General features: G+C 72.9%; 16 protein-coding genes. 13 read left to right on the top strand and 3 right to left on the bottom strand.

The window, feature by feature from the left end; translation table 11 throughout:
- Positions 1-35 precede the first annotated feature (35 nt).
- From AB0399_RS17715 to AB0399_RS17685, 7 genes are all read left to right on the top strand, one after another.
- Positions 36-1,049, top strand: coding sequence for an ABC transporter permease (locus tag AB0399_RS17715; protein WP_328469816.1), 1,014 nt, complete (start codon positions 36-38; stop codon positions 1,047-1,049).
- Complete coding sequence (locus tag AB0399_RS17710) at positions 1,046-2,116, top strand: ABC transporter ATP-binding protein (RefSeq protein ID WP_329364352.1); 1,071 nt, start codon at positions 1,046-1,048, stop codon at positions 2,114-2,116. Before AB0399_RS17715 ends, AB0399_RS17710 begins: the two co-directional genes overlap by 4 nt.
- A 137-nt stretch (positions 2,117-2,253) precedes the next feature.
- Complete coding sequence (locus AB0399_RS17705) at positions 2,254-3,354, top strand: dipeptide ABC transporter ATP-binding protein (protein WP_366411948.1); 1,101 nt, start codon at positions 2,254-2,256, stop codon at positions 3,352-3,354.
- Positions 3,355-3,402: 48 nt separating this feature from the next.
- Positions 3,403-4,200, top strand: a complete 798-nt coding sequence (locus AB0399_RS17700; protein ID WP_366411911.1) for an amino acid ABC transporter ATP-binding protein — start codon at positions 3,403-3,405, stop codon at positions 4,198-4,200.
- Positions 4,201-4,242: 42 nt separating this feature from the next.
- A complete protein-coding gene (locus AB0399_RS17695; RefSeq protein WP_329364349.1) occupies positions 4,243-5,307 on the top strand; it encodes a glutamate ABC transporter substrate-binding protein in 1,065 nt (354 codons plus the stop codon).
- Between the two features lie 9 nt (positions 5,308-5,316).
- Positions 5,317-5,961 carry an amino acid ABC transporter permease gene (locus tag AB0399_RS17690; RefSeq protein WP_328469824.1) on the top strand — a complete coding sequence of 215 codons (645 nt, stop codon included), beginning with the start codon at positions 5,317-5,319 and terminating at the stop codon, positions 5,959-5,961.
- Entirely contained in the window at positions 5,958-6,848 is an 891-nt protein-coding gene (locus AB0399_RS17685) for an amino acid ABC transporter permease (protein ID WP_329364347.1), read from the top strand. Before AB0399_RS17690 ends, AB0399_RS17685 begins: the two co-directional genes overlap by 4 nt.
- A gap of 28 nt (positions 6,849-6,876) precedes the next feature.
- Here AB0399_RS17685 and AB0399_RS17680 read toward each other — a convergent pair whose 3' ends face one another.
- The 3 genes from AB0399_RS17680 to AB0399_RS17670 all read right to left on the bottom strand — a co-directional run bounded on the left by AB0399_RS17680 (position 6,877) and on the right by AB0399_RS17670 (position 10,295).
- A complete protein-coding gene (locus AB0399_RS17680; protein ID WP_366411910.1) occupies positions 6,877-8,049 on the bottom strand; it encodes a cysteine desulfurase family protein in 1,173 nt (390 codons plus the stop codon).
- Between the two features lie 275 nt (positions 8,050-8,324).
- On the bottom strand, positions 8,325-9,185 hold the full coding sequence (locus tag AB0399_RS17675) for a thioesterase family protein (protein WP_366411909.1): 861 nt from the start codon (positions 9,183-9,185) through the stop codon (positions 8,325-8,327).
- Positions 9,186-9,395: 210 nt separating this feature from the next.
- Entirely contained in the window at positions 9,396-10,295 is a 900-nt protein-coding gene (locus tag AB0399_RS17670) for an SDR family NAD(P)-dependent oxidoreductase (protein ID WP_366411908.1), read from the bottom strand.
- A gap of 72 nt (positions 10,296-10,367) precedes the next feature.
- On the opposite strand from AB0399_RS17670, the gene AB0399_RS17665 reads away from it, so the two are divergent.
- The 6 genes from AB0399_RS17665 (at position 10,368) to ligA (ending at position 17,108) form a co-directional block, all read left to right on the top strand.
- Positions 10,368-10,853 carry a MarR family transcriptional regulator gene (locus AB0399_RS17665; protein ID WP_366411907.1) on the top strand — a complete coding sequence of 162 codons (486 nt, stop codon included), beginning with the start codon at positions 10,368-10,370 and terminating at the stop codon, positions 10,851-10,853.
- Positions 10,854-10,952: 99 nt separating this feature from the next.
- The gene (mnmA, locus tag AB0399_RS17660) at positions 10,953-12,137 is read left to right on the top strand and encodes a tRNA 2-thiouridine(34) synthase MnmA (protein WP_366411906.1); all 1,185 of its coding nucleotides are present in this window, start codon (positions 10,953-10,955) and stop codon (positions 12,135-12,137) included.
- A 212-nt stretch (positions 12,138-12,349) separates the two neighbouring features.
- Positions 12,350-12,874: a TIGR00730 family Rossman fold protein gene (locus tag AB0399_RS17655; protein WP_328474556.1), complete on the top strand. Its 525-nt coding sequence runs from the start codon at positions 12,350-12,352 to the stop codon at positions 12,872-12,874.
- Positions 12,871-13,560, top strand: a complete 690-nt coding sequence (locus AB0399_RS17650; RefSeq protein ID WP_366411905.1) for an SDR family oxidoreductase — start codon at positions 12,871-12,873, stop codon at positions 13,558-13,560. The genes AB0399_RS17655 and AB0399_RS17650 overlap by 4 nt, the downstream gene beginning before the upstream one ends.
- A 137-nt stretch (positions 13,561-13,697) precedes the next feature.
- Positions 13,698-14,735: a methionine synthase gene (locus AB0399_RS17645; protein ID WP_329364333.1), complete on the top strand. Its 1,038-nt coding sequence runs from the start codon at positions 13,698-13,700 to the stop codon at positions 14,733-14,735.
- Positions 14,736-14,783: 48 nt separating this feature from the next.
- On the top strand, positions 14,784-17,108 hold the full coding sequence (gene ligA / locus AB0399_RS17640) for an NAD-dependent DNA ligase LigA (protein ID WP_366411904.1): 2,325 nt from the start codon (positions 14,784-14,786) through the stop codon (positions 17,106-17,108).
- Positions 17,109-17,171 lie beyond the last annotated feature (63 nt).

Below are 17,171 nucleotides of genomic sequence, written 5' to 3'. Positions count from 1 at the left end.
CGATCCGGGCCGGGCGGACGCCAGCCGGAACGGCCGTGACCGCTTACCTCATCCGTCGCGTGTTCGCCGCGATCGTGCTCCTTCTGGTGGTCAGCATGATCACCTTCGCGATCTTCTTCCTCGTCCCCCGCATCGGTGGCCAGACCACCACCCAGCTCGCCACGCAGTACGTGGGCAAGGACGCCAACCCGGCGGCCGTCGCGGCGATCAAGAAGAACCTCGGCTTCGACCTGCCGCTCTACGAGCAGTACTGGCACTTCCTCAAGGCGCTGGTCGCCGGCGCCGACTACCACTACGGTCCCGACCCGGTGCACTGCAACGCGCCCTGTTTCGGCTACTCCTTCAAGAGCCACGTCGAGGTCTGGCCGCAGCTGAAGTCCCGTATCCCGGTGACGTTCTCGCTGGCGATCGGGGCCGCGGTGATCTGGGTCGTCACCGGCGTGGCGGTGGGCGTGGTCTCCGCGCTGAAGCGGGGCACCATCATCGACCGGCTGTCGATGGGCGTTGCCCTGATGGGCGTGTCGCTGCCGATCTTCTTCACCGGCATCCTCGCGCTGAGCGTGTTCACCGTGCAGTGGCCGCTGTGGAGCAACGGCATGAACTACGTGTCGTTCACGCACAATCCCGCCGACTGGGCGTGGAACCTGCTGGTGCCCTGGTGCAGCCTCGCCTTCCTGTACTCCGCGCTGTACGCCCGGCTCACCCGGGCGGGCATGCTGGAGACCATGGGCGAGGACTACATCCGCACCGCGCGCGCCAAGGGCCTGCGGGAACGGGACGTCGTGGTCCGGCACGCGCTGCGCTCCACGCTCACCCCGATCGTGACCATCTTCGGCATGGACTTCGGGCTGCTGGTCGGCGGCGCGGTCATCACCGAGCAGGTCTTCTCGCTGCCGGGCATGGGCGCCTACGCCATCCAGGGTGTGACCGCCAACGACCTGCCCATCGTGATGGCCGTGACCTTGGTGGTCGCCTTCTTCGTCGTGGTCTGCAACCTGCTGGTGGACCTCGCCTACGCCGTCCTCGACCCCCGCGTGAGGTACTCGTGAGTTCCGCCGACAGGCTGCTGAAAACGCCCGCAGAACCGGCCGCCGCCCAGGACGCCTACCTGTCCGTGCGCGACCTGCGCATCCACTTCGACACCGACGACGGCGTGGTGAAGTCGGTCGACGGCCTCAGCTTCGACCTGCCGCGCGGCCGTACCCTCGGCATCGTCGGCGAGTCCGGGTCGGGCAAGTCCGTCACGTCGCTGGGGATCATGGGCCTGCACCGCACCGCGCGGGCCAGGATCTCCGGTGAGGTCTGGCTCGACGGCGAGGAACTGGTCGGCGCCCCGCCGGACGCGGTACGCCGGCTGCGCGGCCGCAAGATGGCGATGATCTTCCAGGACCCGCTGTCGGCGATGCACCCGTACTACTCGATCGGCAACCAGATCGTCGAGGCGTACCGGGTGCACCACCAGGTACCCAAGAAGATCGCGGCCCAGCGGGCCATGGAGATGCTGGACCGGGTCGGCATCCCCGAGCCGCGCAAGCGGTTCCGGGACTACCCGCACCAGTTCTCCGGCGGCATGCGCCAGCGCGCCATGATCGCGATGGCGCTGGTGAACAACCCCGAACTGCTCATCGCCGACGAGCCGACCACCGCGCTCGACGTCACCGTGCAGGCGCAGATCCTCGACCTGATCCGCGACCTGCAACAGGAGTTCGGCTCCGCGGTCATCATGATCACCCACGACCTCGGGGTGGTCGCCGAGGTCGCCGACGACCTGCTGGTGATGTACGCCGGCCGGGTGGTCGAGCGCGGCACCGCGGAGAAGCTCTTCGGCGAGCCCCAGCACCCCTACACCTGGGGCCTGCTGGGCTCGATGCCGCGGATGGACCGGGAGCGCACCGACCGGCTCAACCCGGTCAAGGGCTCGCCGCCCAGCCTGATCAACGTGCCGACCGGCTGCGCCTTCCACCCGCGCTGCCCGTACGCCGCGTTGACCGGCGGCGCCTCCGAGACCGAAGTGCCCGAGCTGCGCGAGGTGGCCGAGGGCCATCTGTCCGCCTGCCACCTCGCCGACGAGGAGCGGGCCAGGATCTGGACCGAAGAGATCGAGCCGAAGCTGTGAAGAGCCAGGACGCAGAAGCCGGGAAGGGCCGGGACGAGACCGTGGCGGAGAAGACCTCGCTGGACAAGGGCGGTCCGGCCGCCGGCACCGAGCCGCAGCCGCGTACCCCCGCGCCGCGCAAGCCGCCGGGGGAACCGCTGCTGAAGGTCACCGGGCTGACCAAGCACTTCCCGATCACCAAGGGCCTGCTGCGCCGCCAGGTCGGCGCGGTCCAGGCGGTCGACGGCATCGACTTCCAGGTCAACGCCGGCGAGACGCTGGGCGTGGTCGGCGAGTCCGGCTGCGGCAAGTCCACCATGGGCCGGCTGATCACCCGGCTGCTGGAACCGACCGGCGGCACGGTCGAGTTCGACGGCCGCGACATCACGCACCTGAGCACCGGCGCGATGCGCCCGCTGCGCCGCGACGTGCAGATGATCTTCCAGGACCCGTACTCGTCGCTGAACCCGCGGCACACCATCGGCACCATCGTCGGCACGCCGTTCCGGCTGCAGAAGGTCGCCACCGAGCACGGGGTGAAGAAGGAGGTCCAGGGGCTGCTGGAGCTGGTGGGCCTGAGCCCCGAGCACTACAACCGCTACCCGCACGAGTTCTCCGGCGGGCAGCGGCAGCGGATCGGGATCGCCCGGGCGCTGGCGCTGCGCCCGAAGCTGGTGGTCGCCGACGAGCCGGTCTCCGCGCTGGACGTGTCCATCCAGGCGCAGGTGGTCAACCTGCTGGACGACCTGCAGTCCGAACTGGGCCTGACCTACGTGATCATCGCGCACGACCTGTCGGTGATCCGGCACGTCTCGGACCGGATCGCGGTGATGTACCTCGGCAAGGTCGTGGAGCTGGCCGACCGCGAGACGCTCTACCGCACGCCGTTCCACCCGTACACCACCGCGCTGCTGTCGGCGGTGCCGGTGCCGGACCCGAAGCGGCGCAACCGGCCGACGGTGAAGCCGGCGGTGGCCGCGGACGGCGCCGAGGGCACCGAGGACGCGGCGGCCGAGGGGAGCACGGCGGGTACGGGGGCCGCGCCGGTCAGCAGCAACGGCCGCATCCTGCTCACCGGCGACGTGCCGTCGCCGATCTCTCCGCCGTCCGGCTGCCGCTTCCACACCCGTTGCTGGAAGGCGACCGACGTGTGCCGGGACGAGCAGCCGCCGCTGGTGGAGCTGGCCCCGGGCCACCAAGTCGCCTGCCACCACCCGGAGAACGCGGCCGACCAGCGTCCGGAGCCCGCGACCCGATGAGTATGCCGCTCTTACCCGCCGGCCGCGTCGCGCCCTATCGTCGTTGACATGGTCGAAGACGCGGACAGGTCATCAGGTGGTACGCCCGAGCACGGATTCGGCCGTACCGGAAAAGTGCTGCTGAGCATCGAGTCGGTCAGCAAGCGGTTCGGCGACCTCGTCGCCCTGCGCGATGTCGATCTCGACGTGCACGAGGGCGAGGTCGTGGTCGTGCTCGGCGCGTCCGGGTCCGGCAAGTCGACGCTGTGCCGGTGCGTCAACCGGCTGGAGACGATCGACTCCGGCCGGATCGTCTTCGACGGCCGCGAACTGCCGCAGGAGGGCGCCGCGTTGGCCGCGCTGCGGGCCGATGTCGGGATGGTCTTCCAGTCGTTCAACCTGTTCGCGCACAAGACCGTGCTGGAGAACGTGGTGCTCGGCCCGACCCGGGTGCGCAAGGTGCCGAGGGACGAGGCGGTCGAGGAGGCCCGGGCGCTGCTGGACCGGGTCGGCGTGCGGGACAAGGAGTCCCGGCACCCCGCGGAGCTCTCCGGCGGCCAGCAGCAGCGCGTCGCGATCGCCCGCGCGCTCGCCATGCACCCCAAGCTGATGCTCTTCGACGAGCCGACCTCGGCGCTGGACCCGGAGATGATCCGGGAGGTGCTCGACGTGATGGTCGGCCTCGCCCGCGACGGCATGACGATGGTCGCCGTCACCCACGAGATGGGATTCGCCCGCCGGGCCGCGGACCGGGTGGTGTTCATGGACGACGGCCAGATCGTCGAGACCGGCGAACCCGACGCGTTCTTCACCGAGCCGCGCACCGAGCGGGCCCGCGACTTCCTGTCCACGATCCTCCGGCACTGACCCGTCCGTCGCCGGCCAGCCCACCCGTACCGAAGGAGATCCATGATTCCCCAGAAGAACGGCAACCGGTCGGCCCGCGGACGCGAGCGTGGCGTCGGCGGTGGCGGCGGTGGCGGCGCCGTCGGTGTCGGCGGCCCAGGGCGCGGCAGGGGGCGCGGCGGAAGGCGCGGGGTGGCCGCCGCCGGCGCGGCGCTGGCCCTGGCCGGCGCGCTCACCGCCTGCGGCGGTGGCGGCTCCTCGTCGCTGCCGTCCTCGCCCGGCGGCAAGTCCGGCGCCGGCAAGCCGTCGGCGTACACCCAGGCGCAGGTGGTCGCCGCCGCCCCGGTCGCGCCGGCCTCCGCGATCACCGCCGGCTCCTGGATGGCCAAGGTCAAGAAGCGCGGCACCCTGCTGGTCGGCGGCACCGACTCCTCCGCGATGTTCTCCCAACGCAACCCCGTCAGCGGCCAGTTGGAGGGCTTCGACGCGGGCCTGTCGCAGATGCTGGCGAAGTACATCACCGGCAAGCCCGCCACGAAGCTCTCGCTGGTCACCGTCGACACCCGCGAGACGATGCTGCAGAACGGCACCGTGGACACCGTGTTCGCCACCTACACCATCACCCCGCAGCGCGCCCAGAAGGTCGCCTTCGCCGGGCCGTACTACGAGTCGGGCGACGCGATCCTGGTCAAGGCGAGCAACAGCACCATCACCAAGCCGGCCGACCTCAACGGCAAGACGGTCGCCACCGAGGGCAACTCCACCGCCGCGCTTGACCTGAAGAAGTTCGCCCCCAAGGCCAAGACGCTGCTCTTCCAGGAGGACGGCGAGTGCGTCGCCGCGGTCAAGCAGGGCCGCGCCGACGCCTACGTACTGGACCAGGGCATCCTGCTCGGCGACGTGGTCAGCGACCCCCAACTCAAGGTCGTCGGGCAGCCGTTCACCCAGGAGCCGTACGGCATCGGGCTGCCGAAGGCCGACCCGGAGGCGAAGGCGTTCGTCAACGCGTGGCTCAAGACCATCTACGCGGACGGCGAGTGGGCCAAGCTGTGGAAGGCCACCGTCGGCACCAAGATCGCCGGTTCGCCGCCCGCGCCGCCCACCATCGGCTCCGCCGACGGGTCCTGACGAGCCGTCATGCATGAGGTCCTCCACCACCTCGGCTACCTCGCCGGCGGGCTCGGCACCACCCTGGAGCTGTCCCTGCTCGGCTTCGCCGGCGCTGTCGTCCTCGGCACGCTGCTGACGGTGATGCGGGTCAGCCCGATCCTCCCGCTGCGGGTGCTCGGCACCCTCTACGTCGAGGTGTTCCGCAACGTGCCGCTGCTGGCGTTCCTGGTGCTGTTCGTCTTCGGCCTGCCCGACGCCGGCATCACCTACTCACTGTTCACCTCCGAGGCGATCTGCCTGGCGCTGTACTTCGCCGGGTACGTCTGCGAGGCGGTGCGGGCCGGGATCAACGCGGTCCCGGTCGGGCAGGCCGAGGCGGCCCGCGCGATCGGTATGACCTTCGGCCAGTCGCTGGCCCTGGTGATCCTCCCGCAGGCGTTCCGCACCATGGTCCAGCCGCTCGCCAACGTGTTCATCGGCGTGGTGCTCTCCTCGTCGCTGGGCGCGGCGGTCGGCGTCAGCGAACTCATCGGCCGCACCCAGTGGTTGGACCTTCAGTACGACGAGCCGGTGCCCACGTTCCTGCTCGCCACGGTCGGCTACGTGCTGATCACCCTCGCGGTCGGGCTGCTCGCCGGGCGGCTCCAGAAGCGGATGGCGGTGCGCAGATGACCGGACCGAACCGCGTGCTCTTCGACGCGCCCGGCCCGCGGGCCCGGCGCCGGATACGCCTCGCCACCGCGCTGTCCGTACTGGTCATCGCGGGCCTGATCGCCCTGGGCGTGCACCAGCTCGCGCGGCACGGCCAGCTCGACCACGCCCGATGGCAGCCGTTCGGGCAGTGGCCCTACCAGCGGTTCCTGCTCCAGGGCCTGGTGCGGACCCTCAAGGCCGCCGGGATGGCCGCGCTGATCGCGCTGCCGGCCGGCGCGCTGCTCGCGCTCGGCCGGCTCTCGCCGCACCGGGTGCTGCGGCTGGCGGCCGGCGGCTTCGTCGAGCTCTTCCGCTCGGTGCCGCTGCTGCTGGTGCTGTACGTCTTTCTGATGGGCATCCCGCGGGCCGGCTACACCTTCCCGGTCTTCTGGGAGCTGGTCATCCCGGTGGTGCTGTGCACGTCCGCGCTGCTCGCCGAGATCTTCCGGGCCGGCGTACTCGCCCTGGACCGCGGCCAGTCCGAGGCCGGCTACGCCCTCGGGATGCGGCGCCGCCAGGTGATGTGGCTGGTGGTGCTGCCGCAGGCGGTCCGGCTCGTGGTGCCCACGCTGGTCTCCCAACTGGTCAGCCTGCTCAAGGACACCACCCTCGGCTACATCGTCAGCTACCCCGAACTCCTCAACCAGGGAAAGGTGCTGGGTTCCTACACGCACGACTTCCTGCAGAGCTACCTCAGCGTCACCGCGATCTACATCGTGGTCAACGCCGTGCTCTCCCAGCTCGCGGAGGCGCTGGAGCGCCGCGGCAAGCGACGCCCGAAGGCGGGCGCCGCCGGGACCGGACCGGGACTGCCCGGGCCGCGGACGCCCGAGGGCGTCGGCGTGGAGGCGCTGCGCACGACGTAGTGGTCGGGTGCGCGGACCGGTGTGCGGGTCAGGCGCGGCCGGCGGCGCGGGCGCGTTCCACCGCGCCGCCGATCGCGCCGGTGAGCGCGGCCACCTCGTCGGCGGTGGAGGTGTGCCCGAGGGAGAAGCGCAGCGTGCCGCGGGCGTCGGCCGCCGAACGGCCCATGGCGAGCAGCACATGGCTCGGCTGGGCCACGCCCGCGGTGCACGCGGAACCGGTGGAGCAGGCGATGCCCTGGGCGTCGAGGAGGAGCAGCAGCGCGTCGCCCTCGCAGCCGGGGAAGGTGAAGTGGGCGTTGCCGGCGAGCCGTCCGTCGGGGGAGGGGTCGCCGTTGAGCACCGCGTCGGGTACGGCCGCGCGGACGCCGCGCACCAACTCGTCGCGCAGCGCCCCGACATGGCCGACGAACTGCGCGCGCCGCTCGGCCGCCAGCGTGCCCGCCGCGGCGAACGCGGCGATCGCGGGCACGTCGAGGGTGCCGGACCGGCTGCGCTCCTGCCCGCCGCCGTGCAGCAGCGGTACGGGCGTGTCCTCGCGTCGCAGCAGCAGCGCGCCGACGCCGTACGGGCCGCCCACCTTGTGCCCGGTGACGGTCATCGCGTCCAGGCCGCTGGCGGCGAAGTCGAGGTCGATCTGGCCGAACGCCTGCACCGCGTCGGAGTGCATCGGCACCCCGAACTCGCGGGCGACTTCGGCGAGTTCGGGCACCGGCAGGATGGTGCCGACCTCGTTGTTCGCCCACATCGCGGTGACCAGCGCCACATCGTCGGGACCGGCGCCCCACTCCAACGCGGCCCGCAGCGCCTCCGGGCGCACCCGGCCGTGTCCGTCGACCGCCAGCCACTCCACGACGGCGCCCTCGTGGTCGGCGAGCCAGTACACCGCGTCGAGCACCGCGTGGTGCTCCACCGGGCTCGCCAGCACCCGCACCCGCCGCGCGTCCTCCGCCCGGCGGGACCAGAACAGGCCCTTCACGGCGAGGTTGTCCGATTCCGTGCCCCCGGCGGTGAACACCACCTCGCTCGGCCGCGCCCCGAGCGCCGCGGCCAGCGCTTCCCGGGACTCCTCGACGGTACGGCGGGCCTGGCGGCCGGCTGCGTGCAGTGCGGACGCGTTCCCGGTCACCGTCAGGTGCGCGGTCATCGCCCGGACCGCCTCCGGGAGCATCGGCGTCGTGGCGGCGTGATCGAGGTAGGCCATGGTCCCCCGATTCTAAGGGTGTCCCCGACCCACCCGGCGGCCCCGTCCTGTCGTCCCGGGGGCCACCTCCCGGTGGGGGCTTGCCGCGCCGTTCCCCGCGCCCCTGGACGCGCCCGGGTTCCTCCGGGGCAAGCACGTGGGAAGCCGCACTTGCTCGGGGGCGGGGCGCGTGGGGGGCACCTCCGAGGCGGAGCTCTGGGGGAGAGCGGCGCGACGAGCCACCCGCCGACCGCAAGGTCCCGTGCATCACCGACGGGGGCAGCCGGGCGGGTCCGTTAGCCCCGGGGGGCCCGCGCGAGTTGGCGGGACTGGGCGACGAGGCGGTCCGCGCTGTCCCAGACCTCCGCGTCCTCCTCCAGCAGTCCCCCCGCGAGGTTGCGCGTGGTGAGAGAGATCCGCACCGGCCCGGGCGCGGGCCGGCACCGTACGTGCACGGTGAGCTCCAGCGTCGGCGTCCACCCCTTGAGCCCGAGGTCGAACGCGGTCGGCGGGAGCGCGTCGACCGCGAGCAGCAGCGACAGCGGGTCGTGGTCGCGCCCGTCCGCCAGCCCGAGCCACCCGCGGATGTCGCCGACCCCGGAGGGCGCCCCGACCGCCCACCCCGCGGTCGCCGGGTCGAGCCGTACGTCCAGCCGGTCCATGATCGCGGTGGACCCGACGAACGGGGCGTTCTCCGGGGCGCTCTCACTGCCCACGCACGCGTCGTACCCGGGCATCTCCGGCGGCCGCGCCGAGGTCCGCACCTCGTCCGTCAGGGCGTCGAGGTCGCCGTAGGCGGTCAGCACCCGCAGCCGCTCCACCTCGTCGCCGTGCCCGTCGTACTGGAGGACCGACGCCTGCCCGGTGGACATGGTCCGCCCGGCCCGCGCCGTCTGCGTCCGGACCACCGCGGGGCCGGGCTGCGCCGAGGTCAGGTAGTGCGCGGTGATCGTCAGCGGGTCCGGGTGGGGCAGTTCCTCGCGCAGCGCGCGGGCGGCCACCGCGAGCAGGTACCCGCCGTTGATCGCCGAGACGATCGTCCACCCCTCGGACAGCTCCGCGTCGTAGGTCCCGGGCTCGCCCGCCCGGGCCCGGACCGAGGTGTCCCGGTCGAACTCGCTGTCGCCGATGGCCGCGGGGGCCGTGCTCTGTGCCATACCGCATGTTACCCAGCGGTATGGCTGGCCCGTCCAGTCCTCCCGGGCAAAAACTGAGCGAGCGCTTAGGGCTCGGGGGTGTGGGGGAGCGGGCTTGCGACGGCGTCTCCTGTGGTGACGTCGGTCGATGGTCCCCCCGGCGTCGCCTCCCTCGTCCGCCTTGGACGCGAAGCCGGAAGCCGCGTGGCGCCGCACCCAGATCGCTTCCGGCTACTCCCCGGGGCGCCGGCGGCCGGCCCCGGCACCGGCGCTGCCGCCTTCCACGCGGGTGAGCCGTTCGGTGATCTCGGCGAGCCGGGCGCGTGCTGCCGGGTCGTACGCCTCGTCGTGCGCCCGCGCGTCGGTGAACCGGTCGAAGTAGCGGCCGGTGACGCCGGCCAGGGCCGGGTCGGTGATCAGCCGGGCCGTCGGCGCGACCCCTTCCGCGGTGCCGACCACCGGCGTGAGGCCGTACGCGCGCACGCCCGGGGTGTCCATGAGGTGGGCCGGATGTACGGCGTTCACCGTGATCCCGCGGTCGGCCAGCTCCTCGGCCAGGTCGAAGGTGGACATGATCATCGCGAGTTTGCTCCGGCAGTACGCGTCGAGCCCCTCGTAGCCGCGCTCCAGCATGACGTCGTCGAAGTCGACGGGTGTCTGGCCGATCGAGGCGACGTTGACGACGCGCGCGGGCGCCGAGGCGGTGAGCAGCGGCAGCAGCGCGCGGATCAGCGCGTAGGGCGCCAGGTGGTTCACGGCGAACCGCAGTTCGTGGCCCTGGCGGCTCACGTCGCGCCGGGCCGGCTCGCTGCCGCCCCCGGCCGCGGCGTTGTTGACCAGCACGTCGAGGCGGGGTTCCGCGTCGATGACGCGGGCGGCCATCTCCCGGACCTGGTCGAGGTCCGCCAGGTCGGCGAGGTAGCCGCGCACGGCCGCGCCCGGAGCGGCGGCGCGGACGGCGTCGACCGCCTCCTGGAGCCGCCCGGGGTCGCGGCCGTGCAGCAGGAGGGTCGCGCCGTCGCCGGCGAGATGGCGGGCGAGGTCCCGGCCCATGCCCTGGGTGGCACCGGTGACGAGGACCACCTTGCCGTGCAGGGGGCGCGGGTCCGTGTGTGCGACTGGGATATTCATGTCCTGAGATATATCAAGGCGTTGATACATCTTCAAGCCTTGTCATCAGTTCACATCTGTACGATGGGCGGTATGGGACTGCCAGAAGGCGAGCGGCTCGGGCTGGACATCAAGCGCGCGGAGCAGGTCCTGATGGCCGCGAAGGGCGCCGCCCTGAAGCCGCTCGACCTCACCGTCGCGCAGTACGCCGCGCTGTTCGCCCTCTCGGGCAGCCCCGGTATCTCGGGTGCCGCGCTGGCTCGGGCCTGCCTGGTCACACCGCAGGCCATGACCGCCGTCCTGAAGACCCTCGAAGAGCGGGGGTTGGTGACCAGAACGGCGCACCCTTGGCACCAGAAGGTGCTGGAGACCCGCCTCACCGACGAAGGAGCGGCGCTTCTCGACCGTGCCGACGAGCGGGCCGTACGTATCGAGCGCCGGATGTCCGAGGCGCTCACGCCCCAGGAGCGCGCCGCGCTCAAGGACCTGCTCGGCCGCTGTGTCGGCGCGTTGCACGACGACCGGGACGGCGGCGCGGCGGGCCGGGACGGCGAGGCAGGTCCGGCCAGCGGGGGCTGAGCCCGGCCGAGCGCCGGCCGAGCGCCGGCCGAGCGCCGGCCGAGCGCGCGCCGGAAAAGCAGGGGCGGGCGGGGGAGGGCGGGCCGTTACCCTGGTCGGGTGACCGATTTCCCGACTGAGCCCCCGCGCCAGCGGCTCCGCGTGCTGGCAGCCATGAGCGGCGGCGTCGACTCCGCGGTCGCGGCCGCCCGGGCCGCCGAGGCGGGCCACGACGTGACCGGGGTGCACCTCGCCCTGTCCGCGAACCCGCAGAGCTTCCGTACCGGTGCCCGCGGCTGCTGCACGCTGGAGGACTCCCGGGACGCCCGGCGCGCCGCCGACGTGATCGGCATCCCCTTCTACGTATGGGACCTCGCCGACCGCTTCCGCGAGGACGTGGTGGACGACTTCGTCGCCGAGTACGCGGCCGGCCGCACCCCCAACCCGTGCCTGCGCTGCAACGAGAAGATCAAGTTCGCCGCGCTCCTCGACAAGGCCCTCGCCCTCGGCTTCGACGCGGTCTGCACCGGCCACTACGCCGCCGTGCGCACCGCCCCCGACGGCAGCCGCGAGCTGCACCGCTCCGGCGACGTCGCCAAGGACCAGAGCTACGTCCTCGGCGTCCTGGACCAGCGGCAGCTCGCCCACGCGATGTTCCCGCTCGGCGACACCGCGGCCACCAAGGACGAGATCCGCGCCGAAGCCGAGCGCCGCGGCCTCGCGGTGGCCCGCAAGCCCGACAGCCACGACATCTGCTTCATCGCCGACGGCGACACCCAGGGCTTCCTCGCCCAGCGGCTCGGCACCCGCGAGGGCGAGATCGTCGACGAGAGCGGCGCGGTGGTCGGCACCCACACCGGCGCGTACGGCTTCACCGTCGGCCAGCGCAAGGGCCTGCGGCTCGGCGTCCCCGCCGACGACGGCAAGCCGCGCTACGTCCTGGACATCTCGCCGGTGGACAACACCGTCACCGTCGGCCCCGCCGAGGCGCTCGACGTGACCGCGCTCACCGCGATCCGCCCGCGCTGGTGCGGCACCCCGCCCACCGGCCGGGCCGCGTACACCGCGCAGTTGCGCGCCCACGGCGAGGAGGTGACCGCCACCGCCGAACTCCTCGACGGCACCCTGCACGTCGCCTTCGCCCAGTCGATGCGCGGCATCGCCCCGGGCCAGGCGGTCGTGCTCTACGACGGCACCCGCGTCGTCGGCTCGGCGACGATCGCCACCACCGACCGCGACCGCGATCGTGACCGGGACCGTGGCCGGAACCGGCCCGCCCCGGCCGCCGCCGGACGCACCGCATGACCGACCCGACGACCGATCCCGTGGTGGACTCTGTGACCAGCTCCGCGAACGACTCCGCGACCACTCCCATGGGTACCCCCGCGGCCGACACGGCGACCGGCGTCGTGACCGGTGCGGCACCCGGCACCGCGGCCGGCACGGCCACCACTGCCGGCACGGCCACGGCTGCCGCCACCGGTGCCGCCGGGCCGCGGCCGACCCGCCCGCTCAACATCTGCGTGTTCCTCTCCGCCGCCGACCTGCCCGACCGCTACACCGCGCCCGCCCGGGAGTTCGCCGACCTGCTCGGCAGGGCCGGCCACACGCTGGTCTGGGGCGGCTCGGAGTCCGGCCTGATGAAGGTCGTCGCCGACGGTGTGCAGCAGGCCGGCGGGCGGCTGGTCGGCGTCTCCGTCGAGTTCCTGCGCGCCAAGGCCCGCGCCGGCGCCGACGAGATGGTGATCGCACCGGACCTCGCCACCCGCAAGGCCGAACTGCTGCGCCGCTCCGACGCGATCGTGGTGATGGTCGGCGGCACCGGCACGCTCGACGAGGCGACGGAGATCCTGGAGCTGAAGAAGCACGGACTGCACGCCAAACCGGTGGTCCTGCTCAACAGCGCGGGTTTCTACGACGGGTTGGCCGCGCAGTTCCGCAGGATGGAGGAGGAGGGCTTCCTGCCCCTGCCGCTCTCCGAGCTGGTGCACTTCTCCGACGACGGCGCCGACGCGCTGGCCTACCTCCAGGAGCACGCGTGAGCGTCCACCTCGTCACCGGTGCCGGGTCCGGGATCGGCGCGGCGGTGGCCCGCAAGCTGCTGGCCCGCGGCGACGAACTGTGGCTGCTGGCCCGCGACGCGGGCCGGGCCCGGCAACTGGCCGACGCGTTCCCCGGCGCGCGGACCCTCGTCGGCGACCTCGCGGTGCCGGCCCGGCTGTCCTGGGCGCTGGAGAAGCAGGCGCTCCCGGACCGGCTGGACTCCCTGCTGCACAGCGCCGGCACCGTCGACCTCGGACCGGTCGGCGACCTCACCCCGAAGCTGTGGGAGCACACCCTCGCGGTGAACCTCGTCGCGCCCGCCGAACTCACCCGGCTGCTGCTGCCCCAACTGCGGCTCTCCCGGGGCACCGTGGTCCTCGTCAACTCCGGCGCCGGGCTCCAGGCACACGCCGAGTGGAGCGCGTACGCCGCGAGCAAGCACGGGCTCAGGGCCCTCGCGGACTCGCTCCGCGCGGAGGAGCAGGAGCACGGCGTACGCGTCACCACCGTGTACCCCGGGCGGACCGCCACCCCCATGCAGCAGAAGGTCCACCAGCAGGAGGGCAAGTCCTACGACCCCTCGCGCTGGATCGACCCCGAGTCCGTCGCCACGACGGTTCTCTCCGTCCTCGACCTCCCGCGCGACGCCACGATCCCCGACGTGACGCTGCGCCCCGCGCGGTAGGCGGTCCCGCGCGGTAAGCGGTAAGCGGTCCCGCGCGGTGCTTCGGTCCCCCGCACGGCACGAGGCCCCGGGGCGGTGAGAGGTCCCCCGGGCGGGCACGCGAACCCCGGCGGCGGGGAGCCGTCTACGCTGCCACCGTGAGCACCGAGGCGACCACCGAGACCAGCGAACGTTTCACCCTGCCCGAGGGCGCCGCGACAGGCGTGGGCTCGATGCCGGGGGGAGACGCGCGAGAATCCGCCCGGGTGGCCACGGAAGCCGTCGGCGCGCTGCCGTACCTGCCCGAGCTGCCGGCCCGCGGCCCGGGTGCGGACATGATCGGCCGCACCCTCGGCCTGCTGGTGGAGCTGTACGCGCGGGTGGAGCCCAGCGGCTGGAGGTTCGGGGACCGCCCGGGGCGCGACACCAAGCGGGCCAGGTCATGGCTGGGCGAGGACCTGGACGCGCTGGAGGAGTTCACGCAAGGACACCAGGGCCCGTTGAAGATCCAGGCGGTCGGCCCGTGGACGCTCGCCTCGGCCGTCGAACTGCACAACGGCGAGGCGGCGCTGCGCGACCCCGGCGCGGTCCGCGACCTGACCGCGTCCCTCGCGGAGGGCCTGACCGCGCACCTCGCGGACGTCCGCCGCCGCGTGCCGGGCGCCGCCCTCCTGCTGCAACTGGACGAGCCGGGCATCACCGCGGTGCTGCGCGGCGAGGTCAGGACCGCCAGCGGCTACCGCACCCACCGCGCGGTGGACCGCGCGGTCGTCGAGGGCGCGCTGCGCGACCTGGTCGACGCGGCGGGAGCGGCCGGCGCCGCCGTCAGCGTCCACTCCTGCGCCCCCGACGTGCCGTTCGCGCTGCTGCGCCGGGCCGGGGTCGCCGGGGTCTCCTTCGACTTCGACCTGCTCACCGAGCGTGACTGGGACGCGTTCGGCGAGGCCGTGGAGGCCGGCACCGCGCTCTTCGCGGGTGTCGTGCCGGGCACGGATGCCCCGTTGTCAGACCCAGCGGGTAGCGTCAGTGGTGTTCGGGCGCTGTGGCGCAGGTTGGGACTGGCACCGGGGGCGTTGGGGTCCTCCGTCGCCATCACCCCGTCCTGCGGTCTGGCGGGGGCCTCACCGGCCTATGCCCGTGCCGCGCTCGTGCACTGCGCGAGGGCGGCACGCTCGCTCGTCGACAACCCAGAGTGACGCCGGAGTGCGGCCGCTTGCGGCCCGATTGGTAGGAGGGACACGGACGTGGCAGCCGAGCAGGAGGCCGGCCGGGCGGACATCCCCGCCGAGGCCCGTGAGGAGCACGCGCGCCTGGCCGAGCAGGTCGAGGAGCACCGCTTCCGTTACTACGTGAACGACGCACCGGTCGTCAGCGACGCCGAGTTCGACCGGCTGCTGCGCCGGCTGGAGGCGGTCGAGGAGCAGCACCCGGCGCTGCGCACCCCCGACTCGCCCACCCAGAAGGTCGCGGGCGCCTACGCGACCGAGTTCACCTCGGTCCAGCACCGCGAGCGCCTGCTCTCGCTGGACAACGCCTTCAGCGACGAGGAGTTGACCACCTGGGCCGACCGGGTCGCGGCCGAGCTGGGCCCGCCGGACAACACCCGCAGCCCGTACCACTTCCTGTGCGAGCTGAAGGTCGACGGCCTCGCGGTCAACCTGACGTACGAACACGGCCGGCTCACCCGCGCCGCCACCCGCGGCGACGGCCGCACCGGCGAGGACATCACGCCCAACGTCCGGACCATCGCCGACATCCCCGACCGGCTGGCCGGCGACCGGGTGCCCGCCCTGGTCGAGATCCGCGGCGAGGTCTACTTCCCCGGCGAGAAGTTCGAGGAGCTCAACGCCCGGCTGGTCGAAGGCGGCGACAAGCCGTTCGCCAACCCGCGGAACGCCGCGGCCGGCTCGCTCCGCCAGAAGGACCCCCGGATCACCGCCACCCGCCCGCTGCGCATGGTGGTGCACGGCATCGGCGCCCGCGAGGGCTTCGACATCGACTGCCAGTCGCACGCCTACGCCCTCCTCCACGAGTGGGGCCTGCCCACCGCCCGCTACAACAAGGTGGTCGACTCGCTGGCCGCCGTCCGCGAGTTCATCGCGTACTACGGCGAGCACCGCCACGACGTCGAGCACGAGATCGACGGCGTCGTCGTCAAGGTGGACGAGATCCCGCTCCAGGGCCGGCTCGGCTCCACCTCGCGCGCCCCGCGCTGGGCCATCGCCTGGAAGTACGCCCCGGAGGAGGTCAACACCAAGCTCGTGGACATCCGGGTCGGCGTCGGCCGCACCGGCCGGGTGACGCCGTACGCAGTGGTGGAACCGGTCACCGTGGCCGGCTCCGAGGTCGAGTTCGCCACCCTGCACAACCAGGAGGTGGTGAAGAAGAAGGGCGTCCTGATCGGCGACACCGTGGTGCTGCGCAAGGCCGGCGACGTCATCCCGGAGATCCTGGGCCCGGTGGCGGACCTGCGGGACGGCAGCGAGCGGGAGTTCGCGATGCCCGCCGAGTGCCCCGAGTGCGGCACCGCCCTCCAGCCCATGAAGGAAGGCGACATCGACCTGCGCTGCCCCAACGCGCGGCGCTGCCCGGCCCAGTTGCGCGAGCGGATCTTCTACCTCGCCGGCCGCCGCTGCCTGGACATCGAAGCGCTCGGATACGTCGCGGCGACCGCGCTCACCCAGCCGCTCGCCCCCGACCAGCCGCCGATGGCCGACGAGGGCGACCTCTTCGACCTCGACATCGAGCGCCTGCTGCCGATCCGCTCCTACGTCCTGGACCAGGACAGCGGGCTGCCCAAGCGCGACCCGGAGACCGGCGAGGAGAAGGTCGTCACCTTCTTCGCCAACCAGAAGGGTGAGCCGAAGAAGAACGCGCTGTCCATGCTGGAGAACATCGCGGCCGCCAAGGAGCGCCCGCTGGCCCGGGTGATCACCGGCCTGTCCATCCGCCACGTCGGCCCGGTGGCCGCCGAGGCGCTGGCCCGCGAGTTCCGCGACCTGGACCGGATCAAGGACGCCGAGGAGGCCGAGCTGGCCGCGGTCGACGGGGTCGGGCCGACCATCGCCGCCTCGCTCAAGCAGTGGTTCGCGGTGGACTGGCACCTGGAGATCATCGAGAAGTGGCGCGCGGCCGGCGTGAAGTTCACCGAGGAGGGTTCCGACGAGGGCCCCAGGCCCCTGGAGGGGCTGACCGTGGTGGTGACCGGCACGCTCACCGGGCACACCCGCGACGGCGCGAAGGACGAACTGGGCGGCCGCGGCGCGAAGGTCACCAGCGCGGTCTCCAAGAAGACGCACTTCGTGGTGGTCGGCGACAACCCCGGGTCGAAGTACGACAAGGCGGTCCAGCTGAAGGTCCCGATCCTCGACGAGGCCGGCTTCGGCGTACTCCTCGAACAGGGTGCCGACGCGGCCCGCGCGGTGGCGGTGAACCCGCCGGAGCCGGAGCCGGCGTCCGACCCGGAGCAGGCGTCCGACCCGGACCCGGCAGCCGATGATCCGGCGCCGCCCGCCGACACGCCGTCCGATCCCGCCCCAGGCACGGCATCCGACGGCGAATCAGACTGACCTAGGACCACATGTCACCCGATCGGCCTATATCAGACAGGGGAGTTCGGGCGCGAACCCACC

Origin of the sequence: Streptomyces sp. NPDC088194, from assembly GCF_040702025.1 — a bacterium.
GTDB lineage: Bacteria > Actinomycetota > Actinomycetes > Streptomycetales > Streptomycetaceae > Actinacidiphila.
The sequence above is the reverse complement of the archived record's forward strand: the minus strand, read 5'-3'. Positions and strand labels throughout refer to the sequence as shown.